The organism is Pseudomonas sp. 50_B, assembly GCF_017491625.1.
Classification (GTDB): Bacteria; Pseudomonadota; Gammaproteobacteria; order Pseudomonadales; family Pseudomonadaceae; genus Aquipseudomonas; species Aquipseudomonas danubii.
This window is the reverse complement of record NZ_JAFGYX010000031.1, coordinates 1-19,878: the sequence shown is the minus strand read 5'-3', so window position 1 is coordinate 19,878 and position 19,878 is coordinate 1. Positions and strand designations below refer to the sequence as shown.

Below are 19,878 nucleotides of genomic sequence, written 5' to 3'. Positions count from 1 at the left end.
TTTTTTTCGGAGCGTTGCACGAGGCGCCGGAGCGTGCTCGAAGCTCGGCGTCAGATAACCGCGAGCCGGAGCACAGGACAATCAAATGTGGTTCCACTGGATGGAACACATAATCTGCAGCGCTGCCTGATCCAGGGATCAGGGGGCGAGACGGCAGCCTTCCCGGGGACCTAGCCAGAGTGCGCTGTGGGTACGCCCCAGGGCGCTGGCGGTGACACGTCGGCTCTGCGGCTCATCGCTAAAGCCGCTGATGGGCAGGTACTGGCGCACATAGGCGCGGCAGTAGTCGGCAGGTTGTTGCATCACGTAACGGCAGGAGCAGTACTCCTTGGCGGTGTAGGCACCGAGGATATCCGGGAAGGCTTGCAGGGCCACCCGGTGCTGCAAGCTCCAGCCCAGCAGCAGGAGCAGCGCCACCAACACCAGGCCGAGCAGCGGATGACGGCGGAAAAAGGCCCGACGCTTCATGGCTGCCCCTGGCTGGAAAACGCCGCCACGACTCGCTTGAGCAACTCATTGTGCCGATAGCTGCCATCGCGATCGTCGCCGTAACGCACGATCACCAGGCGCTGCGCCGGCAGGACATACAGCGCCTGTCCCCAGTGCCCCAGGGCCGCATAGGTATCCGCTGGAGCATCGGGCCAGGGCTGAGGAGCACCGTCCACCGAGCGGTTGAGCCACCAGTGCCCGCCCGCCACCGCCTCATCCTGGTTGGCCCGATAGCCGGCAAAGGGCGTGCGGCTGAACTCGACCCAGGCCCTGGGCAGCAACTGCCGGTCATGCCAGCGCCCCTCGCGCAGCATCAACAGGCCGACACGGGCCAGATCGCGGGCCGTCAGGTAGAGGTAGGAAGACGCCACGAAGGTGCCGGCGGCGTCGCGTTCCCACACCGCCTGGGTGATGCCCAGCGGTTCGAACAGGGCACGCCAGGGATAGTCCGCGTACTGGTCTGCCCCGACCATCCCCCGCAGGCTGGCCGCCAGCAGGTTGCTATCGCCGCTGGAATAACGGAAGACCTGCCCCGGTGGGGTGGAGCGCGCCTGCTGTGCAGCAAATGCCGCCATGTCCCGATGCCCGCGGGTATAGAGCATGGCCACCACTGAGGAATTGAGGGGGGCGTATTCGTAGTCTTCCTGCCAATCCAGACCCGAGGCCCAATGCAACAAATCCTCCAGGCTGATAGCCGGATGCGGCTGCAGCGCGGGGTAATATTTTGCCGCGGGGTCCTGGAGCTGGAAGCGGCCTTCACCGTAAGCAACGCCCAACACCACCGCCAACAGGCTTTTGCTGGCAGACCAGATGAGATGGGGCGTCTGTGGTCCGGTGGCGCCGGCGTAGCGTTCGTAAAGCACCTGGCCATCGCGGATCACCAGCAAGGCGTCAGTGCGAATGCCTTTGTGGGACTGGTCGTCCCTGGGCACAAAGGCATAGTCCTCCAGAGCCTTGAGCGCCGGACCACTGACAGTCGGCCCCCGACTCCATTGCTGCGCCGGCCACTCCTCGGCCCAGGCCGGCAAGCAGAGGTACACCAGTAACGCCAGCAGAATCGGAGCCTTGGCCATGGATGACACTCGAACAACGTCAGTGGCCGAGCCTAGTCCAGGCTGATGACAGTTTCACTGCAAGTGCCCCCGTTTGTTGGAGCTGGCTGGCCAGCGCAGACGTCATCGAGCCTTGTGCGAGGCTCTCGGGCCCTTTCGCCGGCAAGCCGGTTCCTAGGCAAGGGGACGCCGTTGCTGAAACGAGGCCAGGGCTTTGGCCAGGCGTTGTTCCCGGGCGCTGGCCGCCAGGTCCAGCAGGGCCTGGTCACGGGACCATTGGTTGCGCCAATGCTCGGGGCCATTAGCGAATGCGGCGTCGATTTCAGGCCGCAATACCTGGAACTGCGTGAACAAACCAGCCAATAGAATGTGCCCGCCACTCAAGGAGGGATTCTGCCGACTGACTTCGGCACAACCTGCAAGCAACCCCAGTACCTGCAACTGCAAGGGCTGCGGCCAGCCGCTGTCCTGCCCCACGCCATACAGCCAGGCGAGCATGGCGCTCAGGACATAGATGTCCTCCAGGGTGCGGAAGGGTTTGACATAGGCGTCCCAGCCATCGCCGGCCAGCAGTTCGCAGGCGGCGTTTTCCAGCAGCAGGCAGCCGTGGCTGATCTCCGGCATCAGGGCGATGGCGGGCAGGGTCTGGACCTTGACCCCAGGTTCCCCGGCATAGACCACGGTCAGGCGCAAGGTCGCCCGCTCACCCGGGGCCTCGCTGCGGGCCGCCACCAACAGCCAGTCGGCGGCATCGCCAGCGGTCACGAAATCCTTGCGCCCCTGCAGGCGCAGATCCTCCAGCCGGGTCTGCATGTCCGCCGGACGCAGGCTGCGGCGCTCAGTCGCGCACATAGCCCCCAGGCTTTGCGGCGCACTGGGCCACAACATGCGCAACGCCGCCTGGTAGCCCACCAGGAACGCCAGCCCCGGAGTCTCCATCAGACGGCCGCCGAGCACCGCCAGTTCGAAGGGCGTAACACTGCCCAAATGGGCCAGCAAAGCCCCGTAGCCCTCGGCCAGATCGGGGTTGACGGGCAGTCGGTCACGGCTCTCGAGCAGGGCTTGCCAGGGCATTCGAAGATCCTCAGGGGCTGTCATATAAGCATCACCAAAGCTTCATGGCGATGACACCGGGGCTACATAGCCTGACTTTGCACAACAAAGTCGATTGGCTGCAACCCAAGGCGGGTCGGTAGCCCGCACGGAGATTCACGATGACTCAGATCGCCCGCATCAGCGACACCGGCACTGAACGCCGCCTGCAAGCCGAACGCCTGATCGGCGCCCAGGCCCTGCAAGAAGCCCAGGCCCTGCGTTTCAACGTCTTCAGCGGCGAGTTCAACGCCAAGCTCAAGGGCGCGGAATGGGGTCTGGACATGGATGACTATGATGTTCACTGCAGCCACATCGGTGTACGCGACTTGAACACCGGGCGTCTGGTGGCCACCACCCGCCTGCTGGACCATCAGGCCGCCAGCAGCCTGGGACGCTTCTACAGCGAGGAAGAGTTCAGCCTGCACGGCCTGGCGCACCTCAAGGGCCCCATCCTGGAAATCGGCCGCACCTGTGTCGACCCGGCCTATCGCAACGGCGGCACCATCGCCGTGCTCTGGGGCGAGCTGGCGGAAGTGCTCAATCAGGGCGGCTACAGCTACCTGATGGGGTGCGCCAGCATCCCCATGCAGGACGGCGGCATCCAGGCCCAGGCCATCATGCAACGGCTGCGCGAGCGCTACCTGAGTACCGAACACCTGCGGGCCGAGCCGAAGCACCCGCTGCCCAGCCTGGATATTCCTTCCAATGTCATCGCCGAGATGCCGCCACTGCTCAAGGCCTACATGCGCCTGGGGGCGAAGATCTGCGGCGAACCCTGCTGGGACCAGGACTTCCAGGTCGCCGACGTGTTCATCCTGCTCAAGCGCGACGAGTTGTGCCCGCGTTATGCACGGCACTTCAAGGCGGCGGTCTGATGCGCCGGCTGCGGGTCTACGGGCGCATCGCCCGGGTACTGCTGGTGGTCGCGCTGGGCCTGAGCATGGCCAGTATCTTCGGCTTGCTGGAACGCCTGGGGGTCGCCAACTCCATGGTTCGGCGCCAGCGCTGGTCGCGGTTCTTCATGGCTCGCCTGAGCAATGCCCTGCCGTTTCGGGTCACGGTGCACGGCGAGTTGCCTCGCCAGCCGATGCTCTGGGTCAGCAATCACGTGTCCTGGACCGATATTCCACTGCTGGGCATGTTGACGCCGCTGTCGTTCCTGTCCAAGGCCGAGGTGCGCACCTGGCCGGTGGCGGGCTGGCTGGCGGCCAAGGCCGGCAGCCTGTTCATCCGTCGAGGGGCCGGTGACAGCCAACTGATCCGCAAGCAGATGACCCGACACCTGCAGGAGCAGCACCCGTTGCTGCTGTTTCCTGAAGGCACCACCACCGACGGCCGTGCCCTGCGCACCTTCCACGGCCGCCTGCTGGCCAGCGCCATCGATGCCGAGGTGTCCCTGCAACCGGTGGCGATCCGTTACTTGCGCGATGGCCAGATCGATACCCTGGCTCCTTTCATTGGCGACGACGACCTGCTCTCGCACCTGATGCGGCTGTTTGCCAACGACCGGGGCCAGGTGGAGATTCATGTGCTCAAGCCGATTGCCTGCCAGGGCCAGGAACGTGCGGCGCTGGCCTTTCAGGCCCAGCAAGCCGTACAGAAAGCCCTGTTCGGTGAGGTCATACAGCCCGCCGAACCACGCCGCAACGGCGAACTGGTCGCGGCCTGAAACTCGCTGTAGGAACCGGCTTGCCGGCGAAAAGGCCTTCAAGCCTGGCGCCACTCATGAAGGCGCCTTCGCTGGCAAGCAAGCGCCTCCCGGTGGAACGTTCGTCAGGGCAACTGGGTGTGCTGCGCGGCGAATGCCTGCAACTGCGGGTAGAAGGCTCGGAAATCTTCGCTCAAGGGCTGATACAGCCGCTCCAGCTCGATCATCGCTGCAGTCAATTCCTCTGGCCGTGACAAGCGTCGGGCAATGCCCCGCAAGACCTGCTCCAACACCGCGAAATCCCGATAGGAACCCAGCCAGTCATCAGCAGCCATGTACGGCGCAATCTGCGCCAGACGCGCCGGCAGTTGCGGCTCGGCCGCCAGCACCCGGTACACCTCGGCGGTGAACAGCGGCAAGGGACGATCGGCGTAATGAGCCCAGTCACGGGCCAGGCAGTGGTCGAAGAATACGTCGATGACGATGCCGGCATAGCGCCGCCGGGTCAGGGAGAAACGCGACAGTGCCGCCGTCACCCGAGGATGGCTGTCGGTGTAGGTATCGATGCGCCGATGCAGCTGGATCGCCGCCTCGACCTCGGGGGCAAACTGCCCTTGCAGGCGGCCTTTGACGAAATCGCCATACAGGCTGCCGAGTAATTGACCCGGACGCTGGCCGCCAAGGTGTAGATGTGCGAGATAATTCATTCGCGCAGCTTAGCACCGCGCCCAACATATCGTTATAACCCGATATACCGATAAGCAATGATTTAAGATCAAAATCATATTGGTATATCGCGAAATAACGATTTAAATTTCGCCTCATCGCGATACAACGTTTTATGGAAAACGAGCACCGCCATGTCCCTCGACCTCGACGAAATAATAAAAGCCCTGGCACATCCGGTTCGCAGGGAAATCCTGCACTGGCTGAAAGACCCGACAGTCGAATTTCCCGATCAGGCTCACAGCAATGAGCACGGCGTCTGTGCCGGACAGATCGATCAACGCTGCGGCCTGTCGCAGTCGACCGTGTCCGCCCACCTCGCCACGTTGCAACGCGCAGGCCTGATCAGCAGCCGGAAAGTCGGCCAATGGCATTTTTTCAAACGCAATGAGGAAGTCATCCAGCAGTTCCTCACGCAAATGAGCCAACAGCTCTGATCTGACAAGGACCCGACAATGCCCCTTTCACTCATCATCCTGGCCTTGAGTGCCTTCGCCATCGGCACCACCGAGTTCGTCATCATGGGGCTTTTGCCCGATGTGGCGGCGGACCTCGGGGTGTCGATTCCCGGTGCCGGCTGGCTGGTGACCGGCTACGCCCTGGGTGTGGCCATCGGCGCGCCGTTCATGGCCCTGGCCACCGCACGGCTGCCACGCAAGGCAGCCCTGGTAGCACTGATGGGGATCTTCATTGTCGGCAACCTGCTGTGTGCACTGGCCAGTGATTACAACGTGCTGATGTTCGCCCGGGTAATCACGGCGCTGTGCCACGGTGCCTTCTTCGGCATCGGTTCAGTGGTGGCCGCCGGCCTGGTGCCCGCCAACAAGCGCGCCTCGGCCGTGGCCCTGATGTTCACCGGCCTGACCCTGGCCAACGTACTCGGCGTGCCCCTGGGTACTGCCCTGGGCCAGGCAGCCGGCTGGCGTTCGACCTTCTGGGCGGTGACGGTCATCGGTGTGGTGGCGCTGATCGGCCTGCTGCGCTTTTTGCCGGCCAAGCGCGATGAGGAAAAACTCGACATGGGTGCGGAACTGGCGGCCCTCAAGGGCGCGGGGATCTGGCTATCCCTGAGCATGACCGCACTGTTCGCCGCGTCGATGTTCACCCTCTTCACCTACGTTGCGCCGCTGCTCGGCGACGTCACCGGCGTCTCGCCCCGGGGCGTGACCTGGACCCTGCTGCTGATCGGCCTGGGCCTGACCCTGGGCAACATCATCGGCGGCAAGCTGGCGGACAAGCGCCTGGGCGCCACCCTGATCGGCGTGTTCGCGGCCATGGCCGTGGTCTCCACCGTACTGACCTGGACCAGCGTGGCGTTGATTCCCACCGAGATCACTCTGTTCCTCTGGGCCACCGCTTCGTTTGCTGCGGTGCCGGCCTTGCAGGTCAATGTGGTGACCTTCGGCAAAGCCGCACCCAACCTGGTTTCGACCCTGAACATCGGCGCTTTCAACATCGGCAACGCCCTGGGCGCCTGGGTCGGCGGCAGCGTCATCGCCCACGGTTTCGGCCTGACCAGCGTGCCCCTGGCGGCGGCGGTCCTGGCGATCCTGGCCCTGCTGGTGACGCTGATTACCTTTCGCCAGGGCGGCAACGCCGAACTGGCTGCTGCAACCCACTGATCCGTTCCTTTCCTATATAGAAGGCTGTATTCCATGACCACTCTCTTTGATCCGATCAAGATCGGCGACCTCGAGCTGTCCAACCGCATCATCATGGCCCCACTGACCCGCTGCCGCGCCGACGCCGGCCGCGTGCCCAATGCGCTGATGGCCGAGTACTACGTGCAGCGGGCCTCCGCTGGCCTGATCCTCAGCGAGGCCACCTCGGTGACCCCAATGGGGGTGGGCTACCCGGACACCCCCGGCATCTGGTCCAACGACCAGGTGCGTGGCTGGGCCAATGTAACCAAGGCCGTGCACGGCGCTGGCGGCAAGATCTTCCTGCAGCTGTGGCACGTGGGGCGGATTTCCCACCCGTCCTACCTGGACGGTGAAACGCCAGTGGCGCCAAGCGCCATCCAGCCCAAGGGCCATGTCAGCCTGGTGCGTCCACTGGCCGACTACCCAACCCCGCGAGCCCTGGAAACCGCTGAGATCGCCGACATCGTCGACGCTTACCGGGTCGGTGCGGAAAACGCCAAGGCCGCCGGTTTCGACGGTGTGGAAATCCACGGCGCCAACGGTTACCTGCTGGATCAGTTCCTGCAAAGCAGCACCAACCAGCGTACCGACCAGTACGGCGGTTCTCTGGAGAACCGTGCCCGCCTGCTGCTGGAAGTCACCGACGCCGCCATCGAGGTCTGGGGCGCTGGCCGAGTGGGCGTGCACCTGGCACCCCGTGCCGACTCCCATGACATGGGCGACGACAACCTGGCAGAGACGTTCACCTACGTAGCCCGCGAGTTGGGCAAACGCGGCATCGCCTTTATCTGCTCCCGCGAGAAAGAAGGCGCCGACAGCCTGGGCCCGCAGTTGAAAGCGGCTTTCGGTGGCCCCTACATCGCCAACGAGCGCTTCACCAAGGACAGCGCCAATGCCTGGCTGGCCGCCGGCAAGGCTGACGCCGTTGCGTTCGGTGTACCTTTCATCGCCAACCCGGACCTGCCGGCCCGCTTGAAGGCCGATGCGCCCTTGAATGAGGCGCATCCGGAAACCTTCTACGGCAAGGGCCCAGTGGGCTACATCGACTACCCGGCGCTGTAAGCCTGCCTCTGTAAATAGAAAGCCCCGACTCTCGCGAGCCGGGGCTTTTCTTTGAGTGCCAGGATTAACGCTTGCGTTGAGTCCAGGCCACCGCCAGGCCGCTCAGGCAGATCACCGCAATCCCGATAAGGCCGTAGCGGTCCGGGGTATGGTCGAAGATCAGGTAGCCATACAGGCCAGCGAACAGTATCTGTCCGTAGCTGAAAGGCGCCAGCATCGCCGGCGCGGCATGACGGAAGGCCTGGGTCAGCAGCATATGGCCAAGCATGCCGCAGGTGCCGAGGCCGATCATGAACAGGCCGTGAATAAAGCTTGGCGTGCTCCAGAAAAACGGCAACAACGCGCTCATGATCAGGCTGTTGAAGATCCCGGTCAGGAAGTTGCTGGTAGTCGGGCTGTCGATGCCGCTGAGCTTGCGGGTGAGCAACTGATAAAAGCCGAAGCACAGCGCCGACCCCAGGGGCAGCAGGATCGCCGGAGTGAAGAGAACGCCACCAGGGCGCACCACGATCAGCACCCCGACGAAGCCCGCGAGCACCGCCAGCCATTGTCCACGGCTGACCCGCTCGCCCAGGAACGGCACAGACAAGGCCGTGACCAGCAAGGGCGCAAGAAAGTTGACCGCGGTAGCTTCCGCCAGGGGGATATAGCGCAGGCCAGTGGTGAACAGCAGGCTGGTGCCGATCAGGCACAAGGCCCGGAGCAGTTGCAGGCCGGGACGCTTGGTTCGTACCACCGCGGAAAAACCGCTGCGAGGCACGAACACCACCAGCATCAGCAAGGTATGAACCACGTAACGAGCCCAGACCACCATGACGATGGGGTAAAAGGCCGAGAGATATTTGGACAGCGTGTCGTGACTGGCGAAGAGCAGAACCGCCAGACAAATCAGGGCGATCCCCTTGATTGGCTGTTCTGCGCCTTTGAACGGTGAAGGGTTCACACTCATTCACACACCCGCAACAAAATCACTACAAAATACGTAGCTCGCTATCTATCAAGATGCAGCCAGCCCGTATATAAAAGCACCCCATCGCGATCCGGCGAGCGCGGTAATGAATCTCCCTCGCCGTAAATCTTGACATAACTGGACTCAATTACGCATTTTGTCTTAATGACGCAGGTTCGGGCTCAAGTGCAGCATGTCCAGCCCGATGTCGATCCAGCGCTCTGCCTCGGTGTGCAGAGCGAAGCTGTCAGGGGCCAGCAGCCATTGATAAAGGATGCCATCGATAAAGGCCCGCATGCTGATAGCCGCTCGCATAGTGTCGAGATTTTCGGGCAATTGCCCACGATTCACTGCATTGGTCAGCGCCAACTCGATACGCAGGTTGCAGTCCAGGCTGGCGGCACGACGCTGGCGACGCAGGTCGCACATTTCATCGGTGAATTCGCACTTATGAAACAGAATTTCATTAATGCGTCGGGTTTTCGGGTCCAGGGCAACTTGATGAAACAAATGAATGAGCAACTTGCGCATCCAGCCCAACGGATCCATTTCATCTACATTTTCACTGGCGGCAGCCATCTCATCCAAGGGTTCACGCAGGCTGTCGAGCATGGCCTGCACCAGATCGGCCTTATTGCTGAAGTGCCAATAGATGGCACCCCGAGTCACCCCTGCCAGCGCCGCGATATCGGCCAGGGTGGTACGCGCCACGCCACGCTCGTAAAAGGCCTTTTCGGCGGCCTCGAGTATCTGGCTGCGAGTTTCTTGAGCTTCCTCTTTGGTACGACGGACCATGGCAGTAAAACCTCGATCAGGATCTTTCAGCGATGCGTGAAGACCTTCTGAATAAATATGGAACGGCATCTCGAGTGCCGTTTGCCCAACCTACAATTCAACACCTACAGGGGCTTTTGTAACCGGATGGGTACGCCGCCAGGGTATTTACAAACAACCATGAACGTAAGTATATTCCTTAGCAAGCTACTAATCCACTCAGCCAACTCTTTTTACCCTTCCACTTTTCTTGTGCGCATCTTGCGTGCCTGACCCGAGGATCTTCATGCAACTCAAGCCAGCTGTTACCGCTCTGGTCACTGCCGTCGCCCTGGCATCGCTGCTCAGCGGATGTAAAAAGGAAGAGGCGGCGCCAGCCCCTCAAGCCCCTCAGGTCGGCGTCGTTACCCTGCAACCACAAGCCTTTACCTTGACTTCCGAACTCCCGGGCCGGACCACCGCTTTCCGCATCGCCGAAGTTCGCCCACAGGTAAACGGGATCATTCTCAAGCGTCTGTTCAAAGAAGGCGGAGATGTTAAGGAAGGTCAGCAGCTTTATCAGATCGATCCATCGGTCTATGAGGCAACGCTGAAGAGCGCCGAGGCCAATCTGCAATCGACCAAGTCGATTGCAGATCGCTACAAGCAATTGGTCGATGAGCAGGCCGTGAGCCGCCAGGAATACGACACCGCCGTGGCCAACCGTCTGCAATCGGAAGCCTCCCTGCAAAGTGCCCAGATCAACCTGCGCTTCACCAAAGTGCTGTCGCCCTTGACCGGCCGCATTGGCCGCTCCTCGGTAACCGAAGGCGCCTTGGTCAGCAACGGCCAGGCCAATGCCATGGCAGTGATCCAGCAGTTGGACCCGATCTACGTCGACGTCACCCAGTCCTCGGTTGAGCTGCTGGAACTGCGCCGCGAGCTGGAAAGCGGTCGCCTGCAGAAAGTGGGCGACAACGCCGCCAAGGTCAAACTGACTCTGGAAGACGGCAGCCAGTACAAGCTCGACGGCAAGCTGGAGTTCTCCGAAGTCTCGGTGGATGAAACCACCGGTTCGGTGACCCTGCGCGCCGTGTTCCCCAACCCCCAGCACACCCTGTTGCCGGGCATGTTCGTCCACGCCCAGCTGCAAGCTGGGGTCAACAGTGCAGCGATCCTGGCCCCACAACAAGGCGTGACCCGCGACCTGAAAGGCACCCCGACCGCCCTGGTGGTTGGCCCGGACAACAAGGTCGAGCTGCGCCAGCTCAAGGCCAGCCGCACCGTCGGTAGCCAGTGGCTGGTGGAAGATGGCCTGAAAGCTGGTGATCGGCTGATCACCGAAGGCCTGCAATTCGTCAAGCCGGGCATTGAAGTCAAGGCCAGCGAAGCGACCAATGTAGCAACCAAGAACCCGGCCCCTGCACAGGCAACTGACAAAGCTGCAGGCGGCAAAGGGGAGTAAACCATGTCGAAATTTTTTATCGACCGTCCGATTTTCGCCTGGGTAATTGCCCTGGTGATCATGTTGGTCGGGGCTCTATCGATCCTCAAATTGCCGATCAACCAGTACCCGAGCATCGCCCCTCCGGCGATTGCGATCTCCGTGACCTACCCAGGCGCTTCTGCACAGACCGTGCAGGACACCGTGGTCCAGGTGATCGAGCAGCAGCTCAACGGTATCGACAACCTGCGTTACGTGTCCTCGGAAAGTAACTCCGACGGCAGCATGACCATCACCGCCACCTTCGAGCAGGGCACCAACTCGGACACCGCGCAGGTCCAGGTACAGAACAAGCTCAACCTGGCCACCCCGCTGCTGCCGCAAGAAGTGCAGCAACAGGGTATCCGCGTAACCAAGGCAGTGAAGAACTTCCTGCTGGTGATCGGCGTGGTTTCCGAGGACGGCAGCATGTCCAAGGACGACCTGTCGAACTACATCGTGTCGAACATGCAGGACCCGATCTCGCGGACCGCGGGTGTGGGTGACTTCCAGGTGTTCGGTGCCCAGTACGCCATGCGGATCTGGCTCGACCCGGCCAAGCTGAACAACTTCAACCTGACCCCGGTGGACGTGAAGACCGCGGTTGCCGCGCAGAACGTCCAGGTGTCCTCCGGCCAGCTCGGTGGCCTGCCCGCCCTGCCCGGCCAGCAGCTGAACGCCACCATCATCGGCAAGACTCGCCTGCAGACGGCCGAGCAGTTCAAGGCAATCCTGCTCAAGGTCAACAAGGACGGTTCGCAAGTACGCCTGGGTGATGTTGCCGATGTAGCACTGGGCGGCGAAAACTACGCCATCAGCGCCCAGTTCAACGGCAAGCCGGCTTCCGGTCTGGCGGTGAAACTGGCCAACGGCGCCAACGCCCTGGACACCGCCAAGGCGCTGCGCAAGACCATCAGCGACCTGGAACCCTTCTTCCCGCAAGGCATGAAGGTGGTGTTCCCGTACGACACCACGCCAGTGGTGACCGAATCCATCAAGGGTGTGGTTGAAACCCTGGTGGAAGCGATTGTCCTGGTGTTCCTGGTGATGTTCCTGTTCCTGCAGAACTTCCGCGCCACGGTGATCACCACCATGACGGTGCCGGTGGTCCTGCTGGGGACCTTCGGCATCCTCGCGGCGGCCGGCTTCAGCATTAACACCCTGACCATGTTCGGTATGGTGCTGGCCATCGGCTTGCTGGTGGACGACGCCATCGTCGTGGTGGAAAACGTCGAGCGGGTGATGCACGAGGAAGGTCTGTCACCCAAGGAAGCGACGAAGAAATCCATGGGCCAGATCCAGGGCGCCCTGGTGGGTATCGCCCTGGTGCTGTCCGCGGTACTGCTGCCGATGGCGTTCTTCAGCGGCTCCACGGGCGTGATCTACAAACAGTTCTCGATCACCGTGGTGTCGGCCATGGCCCTGTCGGTGCTGGTGGCCCTGATCTTCACCCCGGCCCTATGCGCCACCATGCTCAAGCCTGTGGTTGCGGGGCAGAATCACGAGAAGCGCGGCTTCTTCGGCTGGTTCAACCGCACCTTCGATCGCAGCGTGAAAAGCTACGAGCGCGGCGTCGGCAACATGCTGCGCCACAAGGTCCCGTACCTGCTGGCCTACGTATTGATCGTCCTGGGCATGATCTGGCTGTTCACCCGCATCCCGACCGCGTTCCTGCCGGAAGAAGACCAGGGCGTTCTGTTCGCCCAGGTACAGACCCCAGCCGGCTCCAGTGCCGAACGGACCCAAGTGGTGGTGGACGAGATGCGCGCCTACCTGCTGGACAAGGAAAAGGACACCGTGGCTTCGGTGTTCACCGTGAACGGCTTCAACTTCGCCGGTCGCGGCCAGAGCTCGGGCATGGCCTTCATCATGCTCAAGCCCTGGGGCGAGCGCTCCGCAGAAAACAGCGTGTTCAACCTGGCGGCCCGCGCCCAGCAGCACTTCTTCAGCTTCCGTGACGCGATGGTGTTCGCCTTCGCCCCTCCGGCGGTACTGGAGTTGGGTAACGCCACCGGTTTCGACGTGTTCCTCCAGGACCGCGCCGGTATCGGCCACGAGAAACTCATGGCGGCACGCAACCAGTTCCTCGGCATGGCCGCCCAGAGCAAGGTGCTGTCCCAGGTGCGTCCGAACGGCCTGAACGATGAACCGCAGTACCAGTTGACCATCGATGACGAGCGCGCCAGTGCCTTGGGCGTGACCCTCACCGATATCAACAACACCCTGTCGATTGCCCTGGGCAGTAGCTACGTCAACGACTTCATCGACCGCGGTCGGGTGAAGAAGGTCTACATCCAGGGTCAGGCCGGTGCTCGCATGAGCCCTGAAGACCTGAAGAAGTGGTACGTACGCAACAGCGCCGGGACCATGGTGCCGTTCTCCGCCTTCGCCAAGGGCGAGTGGATCTACGGTTCGCCGAAACTGGCCCGTTACAACGGCGTGGAAGCCATGGAAGTCCTCGGTGCTCCAGCCCCTGGCTACAGTACCGGTGAGGCCATGGCCGAAGTCGAAGCCATTGCCGCCAAGCTGCCACCGGGTGTGGGCATCTCCTGGACCGGCCTGTCCTATGAGGAACGCCTGTCGGGTTCCCAGGCTCCAGCGCTGTACGCCTTGTCCCTGCTGATGGTGTTCCTGTGTCTGGCAGCCCTGTATGAAAGCTGGTCGATTCCGATCGCGGTCATGCTGGTGGTGCCTCTGGGGATCATCGGTGCACTGATGGCCACCAGCCTGCGGGGTCTGTCCAACGACGTGTACTTCCAGGTGGGGCTGTTGGTGACCATCGGCCTGGCGGCGAAAAACGCCATTCTGATCGTCGAGTTCGCCAAGGAACTGCACGAGCAGGGCCGCTCCCTGGTGGACGCGGCGGTGGAAGCCTGCCGTATGCGTCTGCGGCCGATCATCATGACCTCCCTGGCCTTCGTCCTCGGGGTTGTGCCACTGGCCATCTCCACCGGCGCCGGCTCGGGCAGCCAGCATGCGATCGGTACCGGGGTGATTGGCGGTATGCTCACCGCGACGATCCTGGCGATCTTCTGGGTGCCATTGTTCTTCGTCACCGTGTCGTCCATGGGCCGCAGGAAAGCGGACCAATCAGAAACTACTGCAACTGCTAATGAGGCTGGCCAATGAGCAAGTCGCTACTCTCCCTGGCAATCACCGCCATCGCGCTAAGTGGTTGCTCGCTGATACCGGATTATCAGCGACCGCAAGCGCCGGTGGCGGCGCAATTCCCCCAAGGCCCTGCCTACTCGCCCAAGGAGGCCGCCAACGTGGCGGCCGCCGAACAGGGCTGGCGGCAGTTCTTCCATGACCCGGCGTTGCAGCAGCTGATCCAGACTGCACTGGAAAACAACCGCGACCTCAAAGTCGCGGCGCTGAACATCGATGCCTATGCCGCGCAGTACCAGATCCAGCGGGCTGACCTGTTCCCTGCGGTTTCGGCCAACGCCAGCGGTAGTCGCCAGCGTACTCCAGCACGCATGTCGCAGACCGGCGAAGCCGGGATCACCAGCCAGTACTCGGCCACCGTGGGCGTCAGCGCCTATGAGCTGGACCTGTTCGGCCGGGTTCGCAGCCTGAGCGAACAAGCCCTGCAGACCTACTTCTCCAGCGAAGAGGCCCGGCGCAGCACCCAGATCAGCCTGGTGGCCAGCGTGGCCAATGCCTACATGACCTGGCAGGCCGACAAGGAACTGCTGAAACTGACCCAGGACACCCTCGGTGCCTACGAGGAAAGCTACCGGCTGACCTCCCGCAGCAACGAAGTGGGCGTGGCCTCGGCACTGGACCTGAGTCAGGCGCGAACCTCGGTGGAAAACGCCCGGGTGCAACTGGCCCGTTACACCCGCCAGGTGGCCCAGGATGAAAACAGCCTGACGCTGCTGCTGGGCACGGCGATTCCGAGCAATCTGCCGGCGGCCCAGCCGCTGTCGGCCAATCTGTTGAGCGAGCTGCCGGCCGGCCTGCCGTCGGAACTGCTGCAACGGCGTCCGGACATCCTCGAAGCCGAGTACAAGCTCAAAGCAGCCAACGCCAATATCGGCGCGGCGCGGGCGGCGTTCTTCCCGAGCATCAGCCTGACGGCCAACGCCGGCACCTTGAGCCCGGACCTTTCCGGGCTGTTCAAGGGTGGTTCGGGAACCTGGCTGTTCCAGCCGCAGATCAATCTGCCAATCTTCAACGCCGGCAGCCTGCGGGCCAGCCTGGACTACTCGAAGATCCAGAAAGACATCACCGTGGCCCAGTACGAAAAATCCATCCAGACCGCCTTCCAGGAAGTCTCCGATGGCTTGGCCGCACGCCAGACCTACAACCAGCAGTTGCAGGCCCAGCGTGACTTCGTCAACGCCAACCAGGACTACTACCGCCTGGCCGAGCGTCGCTATCGCATCGGGGTCGACAGCAACCTGACCTTCCTCGACGCCCAGCGCTCGCTGTTCAGTGCCCAGCAGGCCTTGATCACCGATCGCCTGTCGCAGCTGACCAGCGAGGTCAACCTGTACAAGGCCCTCGGCGGCGGCTGGAGCGAACAGACCGCGAAGAACGAGCCACTGGCTGAAAAGGCCCCGGCGCTGCACCTGTTCTGAAGCACAGTCTGTGCGTATGAAAAACCCACCTGACGGTGGGTTTTTTATGCCTCGCGCGCCCTCCCCTCAGCCGCCGGCACCATTGAGCAGGAACACCGGCTCGCGCAGGTAATCCAGGCCCAGTCGGGTTTCGAAGGTCTCGTCGCGCAAGGCTGCCGTGGTGCAGCTCTTGAGCCCCAGCGCCGTGGCCACCAAGGCGAAGCTCTGGCTCAGGTGGCCGCAGTCCATCAAGGCCACGCGCAAGGCCCGGCTGCCCGGGTATTTCCAGGCCAGGCGCTCAAGCCGCGCGGTGGACAGAAACACCACGGCGGCCTTGCTGATCCAGTCCTGCTCGCCACAGGCTGCGCCAATCCACTCCCCGGGGTCCTCTCGCGACAGCAGTTCAAGCCCGTGCCGACGCACCGAATAGTGGTACAACCCTGCCTCGAAGCCCTGCACATTGAGCAAGATCGGATAGACCTCGATGGCATGCAGAGAGCCGCCGGACGCCGAGGTTTTCTTCAGGAAGAAGTCGCCCATGGGGTTGCGGCGCATCTGGGTAGCGCCCCAGGTGTAATACAGCAGCAGGGACAACTGCCGGGCGCTCAAGGGCGAACCGTCGAAGGTCCGGCAAGTCTCGCGATCGCTCAAGGTATCCATCAGGCCCTGCTGACCCAACGCCGGTGCAGATGCCACCAGAGGATTGTCCAGGGCAAGGAACGGGTGAGAAAAGTAGTCCTTGAACGCCGATGGCTGACGCTGCTGCAACGCCTTGCCAGCCAGCTGTTCTTCCATCTGCGCCACACTGATGTAGGGCGTAGCGGTTTGAGTGCGAGTCCCCAGGTAGAAATCCAGGGCGTCCTGCCAATGGGCCCAGATATCGCCGGCGTCCTCGGGCTCGGCAAGGCCTTGGGACTGCCCGGGCTGCAACAGGCCCAACTCAATCAGCTCCTGGAGCACCGCCAGGCTCTCGCCCTGCAACGCGCCGGGTAGCAAGAGTGCGCTGTCCAGGGTCCGCGGGCAGAGAAAATGCCGTACCAGCGGCAAAAACTCCGTCGACAACTCCAGGTCCAGGCCGCGCCGACGATCGCGCAGGGAAAAGGCCTGATGGGCGAAACCGAGCCAGGTCCCCGGCCGCAGTTCGAACAAGCTCTGGCCATCCACCGCGCCAACCGTCGGGGCCGGCACACTGGCAACAGGCGCGGCCTGCCAGAACAGAGGTTCGGGCCGCAGGGCCTTGATCTCCTTGATCAGCGCCGACAATTGCGGGTCCTCGGCTCGATCGGCAATGTCCCACTCGATGGTGACCGCCTTGAGCGGCGCACACTGCAAGAGTTGGCGCAATATGTCCCAGTCCCGGCGCGGATCGCCGATATGCACCTCAATCAGACGTTGCAGCGGCAATGAGCGCAGGTAATCGCGCAAGTCGTAGCCCAGGGCCCTGGCCGTGCTGATGGCGCTGTCCAGGTCCAGAAGAAAGCCACTGTCACTGCGCTCGACCACACTGCAAATGAACCCGCCTTCGGAGAGTTCCTGGCCAATGTCCATGGAAAACAGCCGGGGGGCGTTCTCCAGCACCAGGGGGGTCCGGGTGAAGGCCTGCAGCTCGATGGCATTGGCCACCACCGTATCGGCCACTTCACGGGCCAGGCTCGGCAGAATGAAATGCTGGGTATCACCCCCCTGAAACCGTGACCAGGAAATATGCTCCGCCAGCCAGGGGGATGAGGTTCGATCGCACAGACGACGGGTCATGCGCAAAAACTCCCGATCCATCTCAATACCGACGCTACCCAGGGACAGGCTGGAAGAATGCAGCAGCACCGGCACCCGTCCGCCCAGCTCATTCAGCCGCGGCTGCAGAATGCAGTGGGTGGGCTGGAATTCCAGGTAATCGAAGTACGGCAGCCCTTCATCCAGAATCCGCTCGATGGTGGGATCGAGCCCTGCTGAGCCGGCCCCGGCGCCATGTGGCAAATGATATTCCAGCCCCACCCCGGCTTCGGGGAAACGTGAAGAATCGAAGTTTTGCATGTCCGCCTCCCTGGCTCAGGCCGTCAGGTGCAGGGGCGCGGCAACGGTGCTGGCACCTTCGCCTCGACTCAGCAACCCGGCATGACGACGCTCCAGCCGATGCACTTCCTGCATCAGGTTACCCAGCAGTTCCCGCCCTTGCGCGGTGAAGCCCGGTGCGGTTTCAAAATCCGCCAGCGCCTTGCTCAAGCCCCGCAGGATAAACAACATGCGCTGCTCGGCCCGGCGCATTTCCTCTGCCGGACGGGCCTGGACCCGCTCCAGGTACTTGACCAGGGCGATGTAGACGTAGAAGGCATGGAAGTAGCCATACAAGTCACGCTGCTGCCCCGACCAGGGCAAGGAATACAGGGCTTCTTTGGAGGCGTGGGGCTCCACCACCGCAGCGACTTCAACGATGTTGTACAGCAGCTGATGGGTCGCTTCATGCACCAGCGACTCTTCCATATCGAGTATCGAGTTGTCCCGGCTCGACAGCAGGATCACCCCGGTATAACGGGACGCCGAGCAACTGCGAAAACTGCCGTCGGGCAAATAGCACACGGCCTTGACCAGCACTTGCCACTGTTCATGACAGGCCGGCCAGGTGTGCTTGATCCGCAGCAGGGCAAGCTGCATGACGTCCTTGAAAAAGGCTTTGGAATAACCCGCCCGCTCCAGCTGACGCCGGGTTTGCTCATCTGGCGGATAGTCATAACTGGGCGGCGTGACCTGGGTGATCAACGGGTCGACATCGAATCGATAAACCGGCGGGTATTGCTCATCGACCTGTGCATCCTGCGAAGCTTCGATCCGTTGCAGAACTTGCGCAAACTCCAGCAGCCTGGCTTTAACTTCAGCATCATCCAGCGTCTTTCCGGTCAACAGATAGTTAACATCACGAAACGTCAGAATGCTCCAGATCTGAAACACTGGATGGGCGATAAGTTTGGCGCGAGCACTGGGCGGAGACAGAATAATATCCAGCGCCTGTTTAAAAAAAAGATTCAACGCAGAGTCGGCGACAAACAACTTTGACAGCTCGGCATATAACGCGACAAACATCGTATAACGATTCTTTTCGACTTGCTCCTGTAACTTTAAAAAACGTTCCGGCTCGCTGTCCGGGAGAAAAGTAGTGCCCTGAAATAGCTCATCAATGGAAAGTTCTGGTTGCTGACTGTTAACGCTGTCCATGGTTCAACCTTCCCTTAAGGTCACGGCAAGGGCTTGCTCATCGTCAGGCTGGCGACTTCATAGCCCAGCAGTTCATAAAGACGACGCGCCCCTAGGTTGTGCCCGAAGACATGCAAACGCATCTCGTCACACCCCCACTCACGCGCCGCCGACTCACCGGCCAGCAGCGTCTGCCTGGCGTAACCCCGGCGACGTTCGATCGGTTCGATATAAAGATCGAGGATGAAGGCAATCCGTCGAGAGCCCACCTGGCGCTCGGCGATCCACAACTCGCCCACCGCCCGTCCCGCACACAGCGCCCGCCACAAGTGATTGTGCGTACTCAGACGCCCCTGCGGCAGCAACTGGCGGAACACCTCTGCCGCCTGGAGCGACGCCTGCTCCGGCAACCACTCACCGGCCGCCACCATGCCGGCGGCGTATTCATCCAGGGCTCGCTGGGCGAAACGACTGAAGTCGGCTTCCTGCATCGACACCAGGGTGATGGACACGGACAGGCACTCCACGATGACCTTGAATCCCGGTTCCGGTGTGCCGCACTGATGAAAACTTGAGCGCGGCACACCGGACTGCACACGCCTGGCTCAGTCCATGCGCGCCTGTTGCTGTTGAGTGTCAAAGATTGCCGCGACACCAATTTTGTCGCGAATCGCCGAACCGGCGCTGGTCAGTTTTGCCGTATCGATACTTTTCACTGCACCCACTTCGGTAACACTCAGGTGCACACCGATACCTTTGGCCGCTGCTTCTGGGTCCTTTTGCAACTGTGCGGCGAACTCCTTATCCAGAAGTGCGCGACCGACTACCGACGCCAAGCGTTCCTGATTGACTCTCGTACTCATGGTATTTCTCCTTGTATATTCACAACACGATAAAAAGCCCTCTCCCGACGAAACTTTAAACTTATCCTTGTCCGCCTTGAGGAACTTCAATATAGCAAGGCAAACCTGCTTTTCCAGCGAACACAAACCTTTCACTTAAACCTTTTTACGATAATCGATAACACCGAATATCAAGTTTAACTGGCGATTAGCCCTATATCCTTTTATATAAGAACAACATCCAACAACAAGGATTTACTACTAAAGCAATAAGTCCTTTTTATTAACTAGTTGATACCGCCCGCAGCGTCATGGAAATAGCGCAACTTCCAGCATTGATCGATCAGCGAGGACAACCTCAGGATTCATCAGGGATATATCC

General features: G+C 61.7%; 18 protein-coding genes. 8 read left to right on the top strand and 10 right to left on the bottom strand.

The features are described 5' to 3' along the window. Window positions 1-138: 138 nt before the first annotated feature. The 3 genes from J5M73_RS28435 to J5M73_RS28425 all read right to left on the bottom strand — a co-directional run bounded on the left by J5M73_RS28435 (window position 139) and on the right by J5M73_RS28425 (window position 2,615). Window positions 139-468 (bottom strand): amidase, encoded by a 330-nt coding sequence (locus J5M73_RS28435; protein WP_102861518.1) that lies wholly within the window; start codon window positions 466-468, stop codon window positions 139-141. Beyond that, window positions 465-1,562 (bottom strand): serine hydrolase, encoded by a 1,098-nt coding sequence (locus tag J5M73_RS28430; protein ID WP_102861517.1) that lies wholly within the window; start codon window positions 1,560-1,562, stop codon window positions 465-467. The genes J5M73_RS28435 and J5M73_RS28430 overlap by 4 nt, the downstream gene beginning before the upstream one ends. Before the next feature lie 153 nt (window positions 1,563-1,715). After that, window positions 1,716-2,615 (bottom strand): acyl-CoA dehydrogenase, encoded by a 900-nt coding sequence (locus J5M73_RS28425; RefSeq protein ID WP_115581749.1) that lies wholly within the window; start codon window positions 2,613-2,615, stop codon window positions 1,716-1,718. 140 nt (window positions 2,616-2,755) lie between these two features. Here J5M73_RS28425 and olsB point away from each other — a divergent pair, with 140 nt between their 5' ends. Further along, a complete protein-coding gene (gene olsB / locus J5M73_RS28420; RefSeq protein WP_102861515.1) occupies window positions 2,756-3,511 on the top strand; it encodes an L-ornithine N(alpha)-acyltransferase in 756 nt (251 codons plus the stop codon). Next, window positions 3,511-4,305 (top strand): lysophospholipid acyltransferase family protein, encoded by a 795-nt coding sequence (locus J5M73_RS28415; protein ID WP_102861514.1) that lies wholly within the window; start codon window positions 3,511-3,513, stop codon window positions 4,303-4,305. Before olsB ends, J5M73_RS28415 begins: the two co-directional genes overlap by 1 nt. Window positions 4,306-4,409: 104 nt before the next feature. On the opposite strand, the gene J5M73_RS28410 is transcribed toward J5M73_RS28415, so the two are convergent. Beyond that, on the bottom strand, window positions 4,410-4,991 hold the full coding sequence (locus J5M73_RS28410; protein ID WP_102861513.1) for an ACP phosphodiesterase: 582 nt from the start codon (window positions 4,989-4,991) through the stop codon (window positions 4,410-4,412). A gap of 153 nt (window positions 4,992-5,144) precedes the next feature. On the opposite strand from J5M73_RS28410, the gene J5M73_RS28405 reads away from it, so the two are divergent. Genes J5M73_RS28405 through J5M73_RS28395 form a run of 3 tightly spaced genes read left to right on the top strand, consistent with a single transcriptional unit; the run spans window position 5,145 to window position 7,715 of the window. Then, entirely contained in the window at window positions 5,145-5,447 is a 303-nt protein-coding gene (locus tag J5M73_RS28405) for a metalloregulator ArsR/SmtB family transcription factor (RefSeq protein WP_016965050.1), read from the top strand. 18 nt (window positions 5,448-5,465) lie between these two features. Next, window positions 5,466-6,632: an MFS transporter gene (locus J5M73_RS28400; RefSeq protein WP_102861512.1), complete on the top strand. Its 1,167-nt coding sequence runs from the start codon at window positions 5,466-5,468 to the stop codon at window positions 6,630-6,632. 33 nt (window positions 6,633-6,665) lie between these two features. Next, entirely contained in the window at window positions 6,666-7,715 is a 1,050-nt protein-coding gene (locus J5M73_RS28395; RefSeq protein WP_102878651.1) for an alkene reductase, read from the top strand. Window positions 7,716-7,779: 64 nt separating this feature from the next. On the opposite strand, the gene J5M73_RS28390 is transcribed toward J5M73_RS28395, so the two are convergent. Both J5M73_RS28390 and emhR read right to left on the bottom strand, forming a co-directional pair. Continuing rightward, window positions 7,780-8,664: a DMT family transporter gene (locus J5M73_RS28390; protein ID WP_102861510.1), complete on the bottom strand. Its 885-nt coding sequence runs from the start codon at window positions 8,662-8,664 to the stop codon at window positions 7,780-7,782. A gap of 162 nt (window positions 8,665-8,826) precedes the next feature. After that, a complete protein-coding gene (gene emhR / locus J5M73_RS28385) occupies window positions 8,827-9,459 on the bottom strand; it encodes an efflux system transcriptional repressor EmhR (RefSeq protein ID WP_207816709.1) in 633 nt (210 codons plus the stop codon). A 265-nt stretch (window positions 9,460-9,724) separates the two neighbouring features. On the opposite strand from emhR, the gene emhA reads away from it, so the two are divergent. From emhA to adeC, 3 genes are read left to right on the top strand one after another with little or no spacing between them, the layout of a single operon-like run. After that, window positions 9,725-10,882: an efflux RND transporter periplasmic adaptor subunit EmhA gene (emhA, locus tag J5M73_RS28380; RefSeq protein ID WP_102861508.1), complete on the top strand. Its 1,158-nt coding sequence runs from the start codon at window positions 9,725-9,727 to the stop codon at window positions 10,880-10,882. A 3-nt stretch (window positions 10,883-10,885) separates the two neighbouring features. After that, a complete protein-coding gene (locus J5M73_RS28375; RefSeq protein ID WP_102861507.1) occupies window positions 10,886-14,029 on the top strand; it encodes an efflux RND transporter permease subunit in 3,144 nt (1,047 codons plus the stop codon). Continuing rightward, on the top strand, window positions 14,026-15,486 hold the full coding sequence (adeC, locus tag J5M73_RS28370) for an AdeC/AdeK/OprM family multidrug efflux complex outer membrane factor (RefSeq protein WP_207816684.1): 1,461 nt from the start codon (window positions 14,026-14,028) through the stop codon (window positions 15,484-15,486). Before J5M73_RS28375 ends, adeC begins: the two co-directional genes overlap by 4 nt. Window positions 15,487-15,552: 66 nt before the next feature. Here the strand turns inward: adeC and J5M73_RS28365 are convergent, their stop codons facing one another. The 4 genes from J5M73_RS28365 to J5M73_RS28350 all read right to left on the bottom strand — a co-directional run bounded on the left by J5M73_RS28365 (window position 15,553) and on the right by J5M73_RS28350 (window position 19,517). Then, on the bottom strand, window positions 15,553-17,499 hold the full coding sequence (locus J5M73_RS28365) for a DUF692 family multinuclear iron-containing protein (protein ID WP_207816683.1): 1,947 nt from the start codon (window positions 17,497-17,499) through the stop codon (window positions 15,553-15,555). A 15-nt stretch (window positions 17,500-17,514) separates the two neighbouring features. Continuing rightward, window positions 17,515-18,675 (bottom strand): HEXXH motif-containing putative peptide modification protein, encoded by a 1,161-nt coding sequence (locus J5M73_RS28360; protein ID WP_115581746.1) that lies wholly within the window; start codon window positions 18,673-18,675, stop codon window positions 17,515-17,517. Window positions 18,676-18,695: 20 nt separating this feature from the next. Continuing rightward, the gene (locus J5M73_RS28355; RefSeq protein WP_240321954.1) at window positions 18,696-19,166 is read right to left on the bottom strand and encodes a GNAT family N-acetyltransferase; all 471 of its coding nucleotides are present in this window, start codon (window positions 19,164-19,166) and stop codon (window positions 18,696-18,698) included. Window positions 19,167-19,259: 93 nt separating this feature from the next. Then, entirely contained in the window at window positions 19,260-19,517 is a 258-nt protein-coding gene (locus J5M73_RS28350; RefSeq protein ID WP_102861503.1) for an Os1348 family RiPP precursor, read from the bottom strand. Window positions 19,518-19,878: the final 361 nt, after the last annotated feature.

Coding starts and splice junctions, on each gene's coding strand:
- J5M73_RS28400 (WP_102861512.1), top strand. CDS start 5,466: ATGCCCCTTTCACTCATCATCCTGGCCTTGAGTGCCTTCGCCATCGGC.
- emhR (WP_207816709.1), bottom strand. CDS start 9,459: ATGGTCCGTCGTACCAAAGAGGAAGCTCAAGAAACTCGCAGCCAGATA.
- J5M73_RS28395 (WP_102878651.1), top strand. CDS start 6,666: ATGACCACTCTCTTTGATCCGATCAAGATCGGCGACCTCGAGCTGTCC.
- adeC (WP_207816684.1), top strand. CDS start 14,026: ATGAGCAAGTCGCTACTCTCCCTGGCAATCACCGCCATCGCGCTAAGT.
- emhA (WP_102861508.1), top strand. CDS start 9,725: ATGCAACTCAAGCCAGCTGTTACCGCTCTGGTCACTGCCGTCGCCCTG.
- J5M73_RS28390 (WP_102861510.1), bottom strand. CDS start 8,664: ATGAGTGTGAACCCTTCACCGTTCAAAGGCGCAGAACAGCCAATCAAG.
- J5M73_RS28425 (WP_115581749.1), bottom strand. CDS start 2,615: ATGCCCTGGCAAGCCCTGCTCGAGAGCCGTGACCGACTGCCCGTCAAC.
- J5M73_RS28360 (WP_115581746.1), bottom strand. CDS start 18,675: ATGGACAGCGTTAACAGTCAGCAACCAGAACTTTCCATTGATGAGCTA.
- J5M73_RS28365 (WP_207816683.1), bottom strand. CDS start 17,499: ATGCAAAACTTCGATTCTTCACGTTTCCCCGAAGCCGGGGTGGGGCTG.
- J5M73_RS28405 (WP_016965050.1), top strand. CDS start 5,145: ATGTCCCTCGACCTCGACGAAATAATAAAAGCCCTGGCACATCCGGTT.
- olsB (WP_102861515.1), top strand. CDS start 2,756: ATGACTCAGATCGCCCGCATCAGCGACACCGGCACTGAACGCCGCCTG.
- J5M73_RS28435 (WP_102861518.1), bottom strand. CDS start 468: ATGAAGCGTCGGGCCTTTTTCCGCCGTCATCCGCTGCTCGGCCTGGTG.
- J5M73_RS28375 (WP_102861507.1), top strand. CDS start 10,886: ATGTCGAAATTTTTTATCGACCGTCCGATTTTCGCCTGGGTAATTGCC.
- J5M73_RS28415 (WP_102861514.1), top strand. CDS start 3,511: ATGCGCCGGCTGCGGGTCTACGGGCGCATCGCCCGGGTACTGCTGGTG.
- J5M73_RS28430 (WP_102861517.1), bottom strand. CDS start 1,562: ATGGCCAAGGCTCCGATTCTGCTGGCGTTACTGGTGTACCTCTGCTTG.
- J5M73_RS28410 (WP_102861513.1), bottom strand. CDS start 4,991: ATGAATTATCTCGCACATCTACACCTTGGCGGCCAGCGTCCGGGTCAA.
- J5M73_RS28350 (WP_102861503.1), bottom strand. CDS start 19,517: ATGAGTACGAGAGTCAATCAGGAACGCTTGGCGTCGGTAGTCGGTCGC.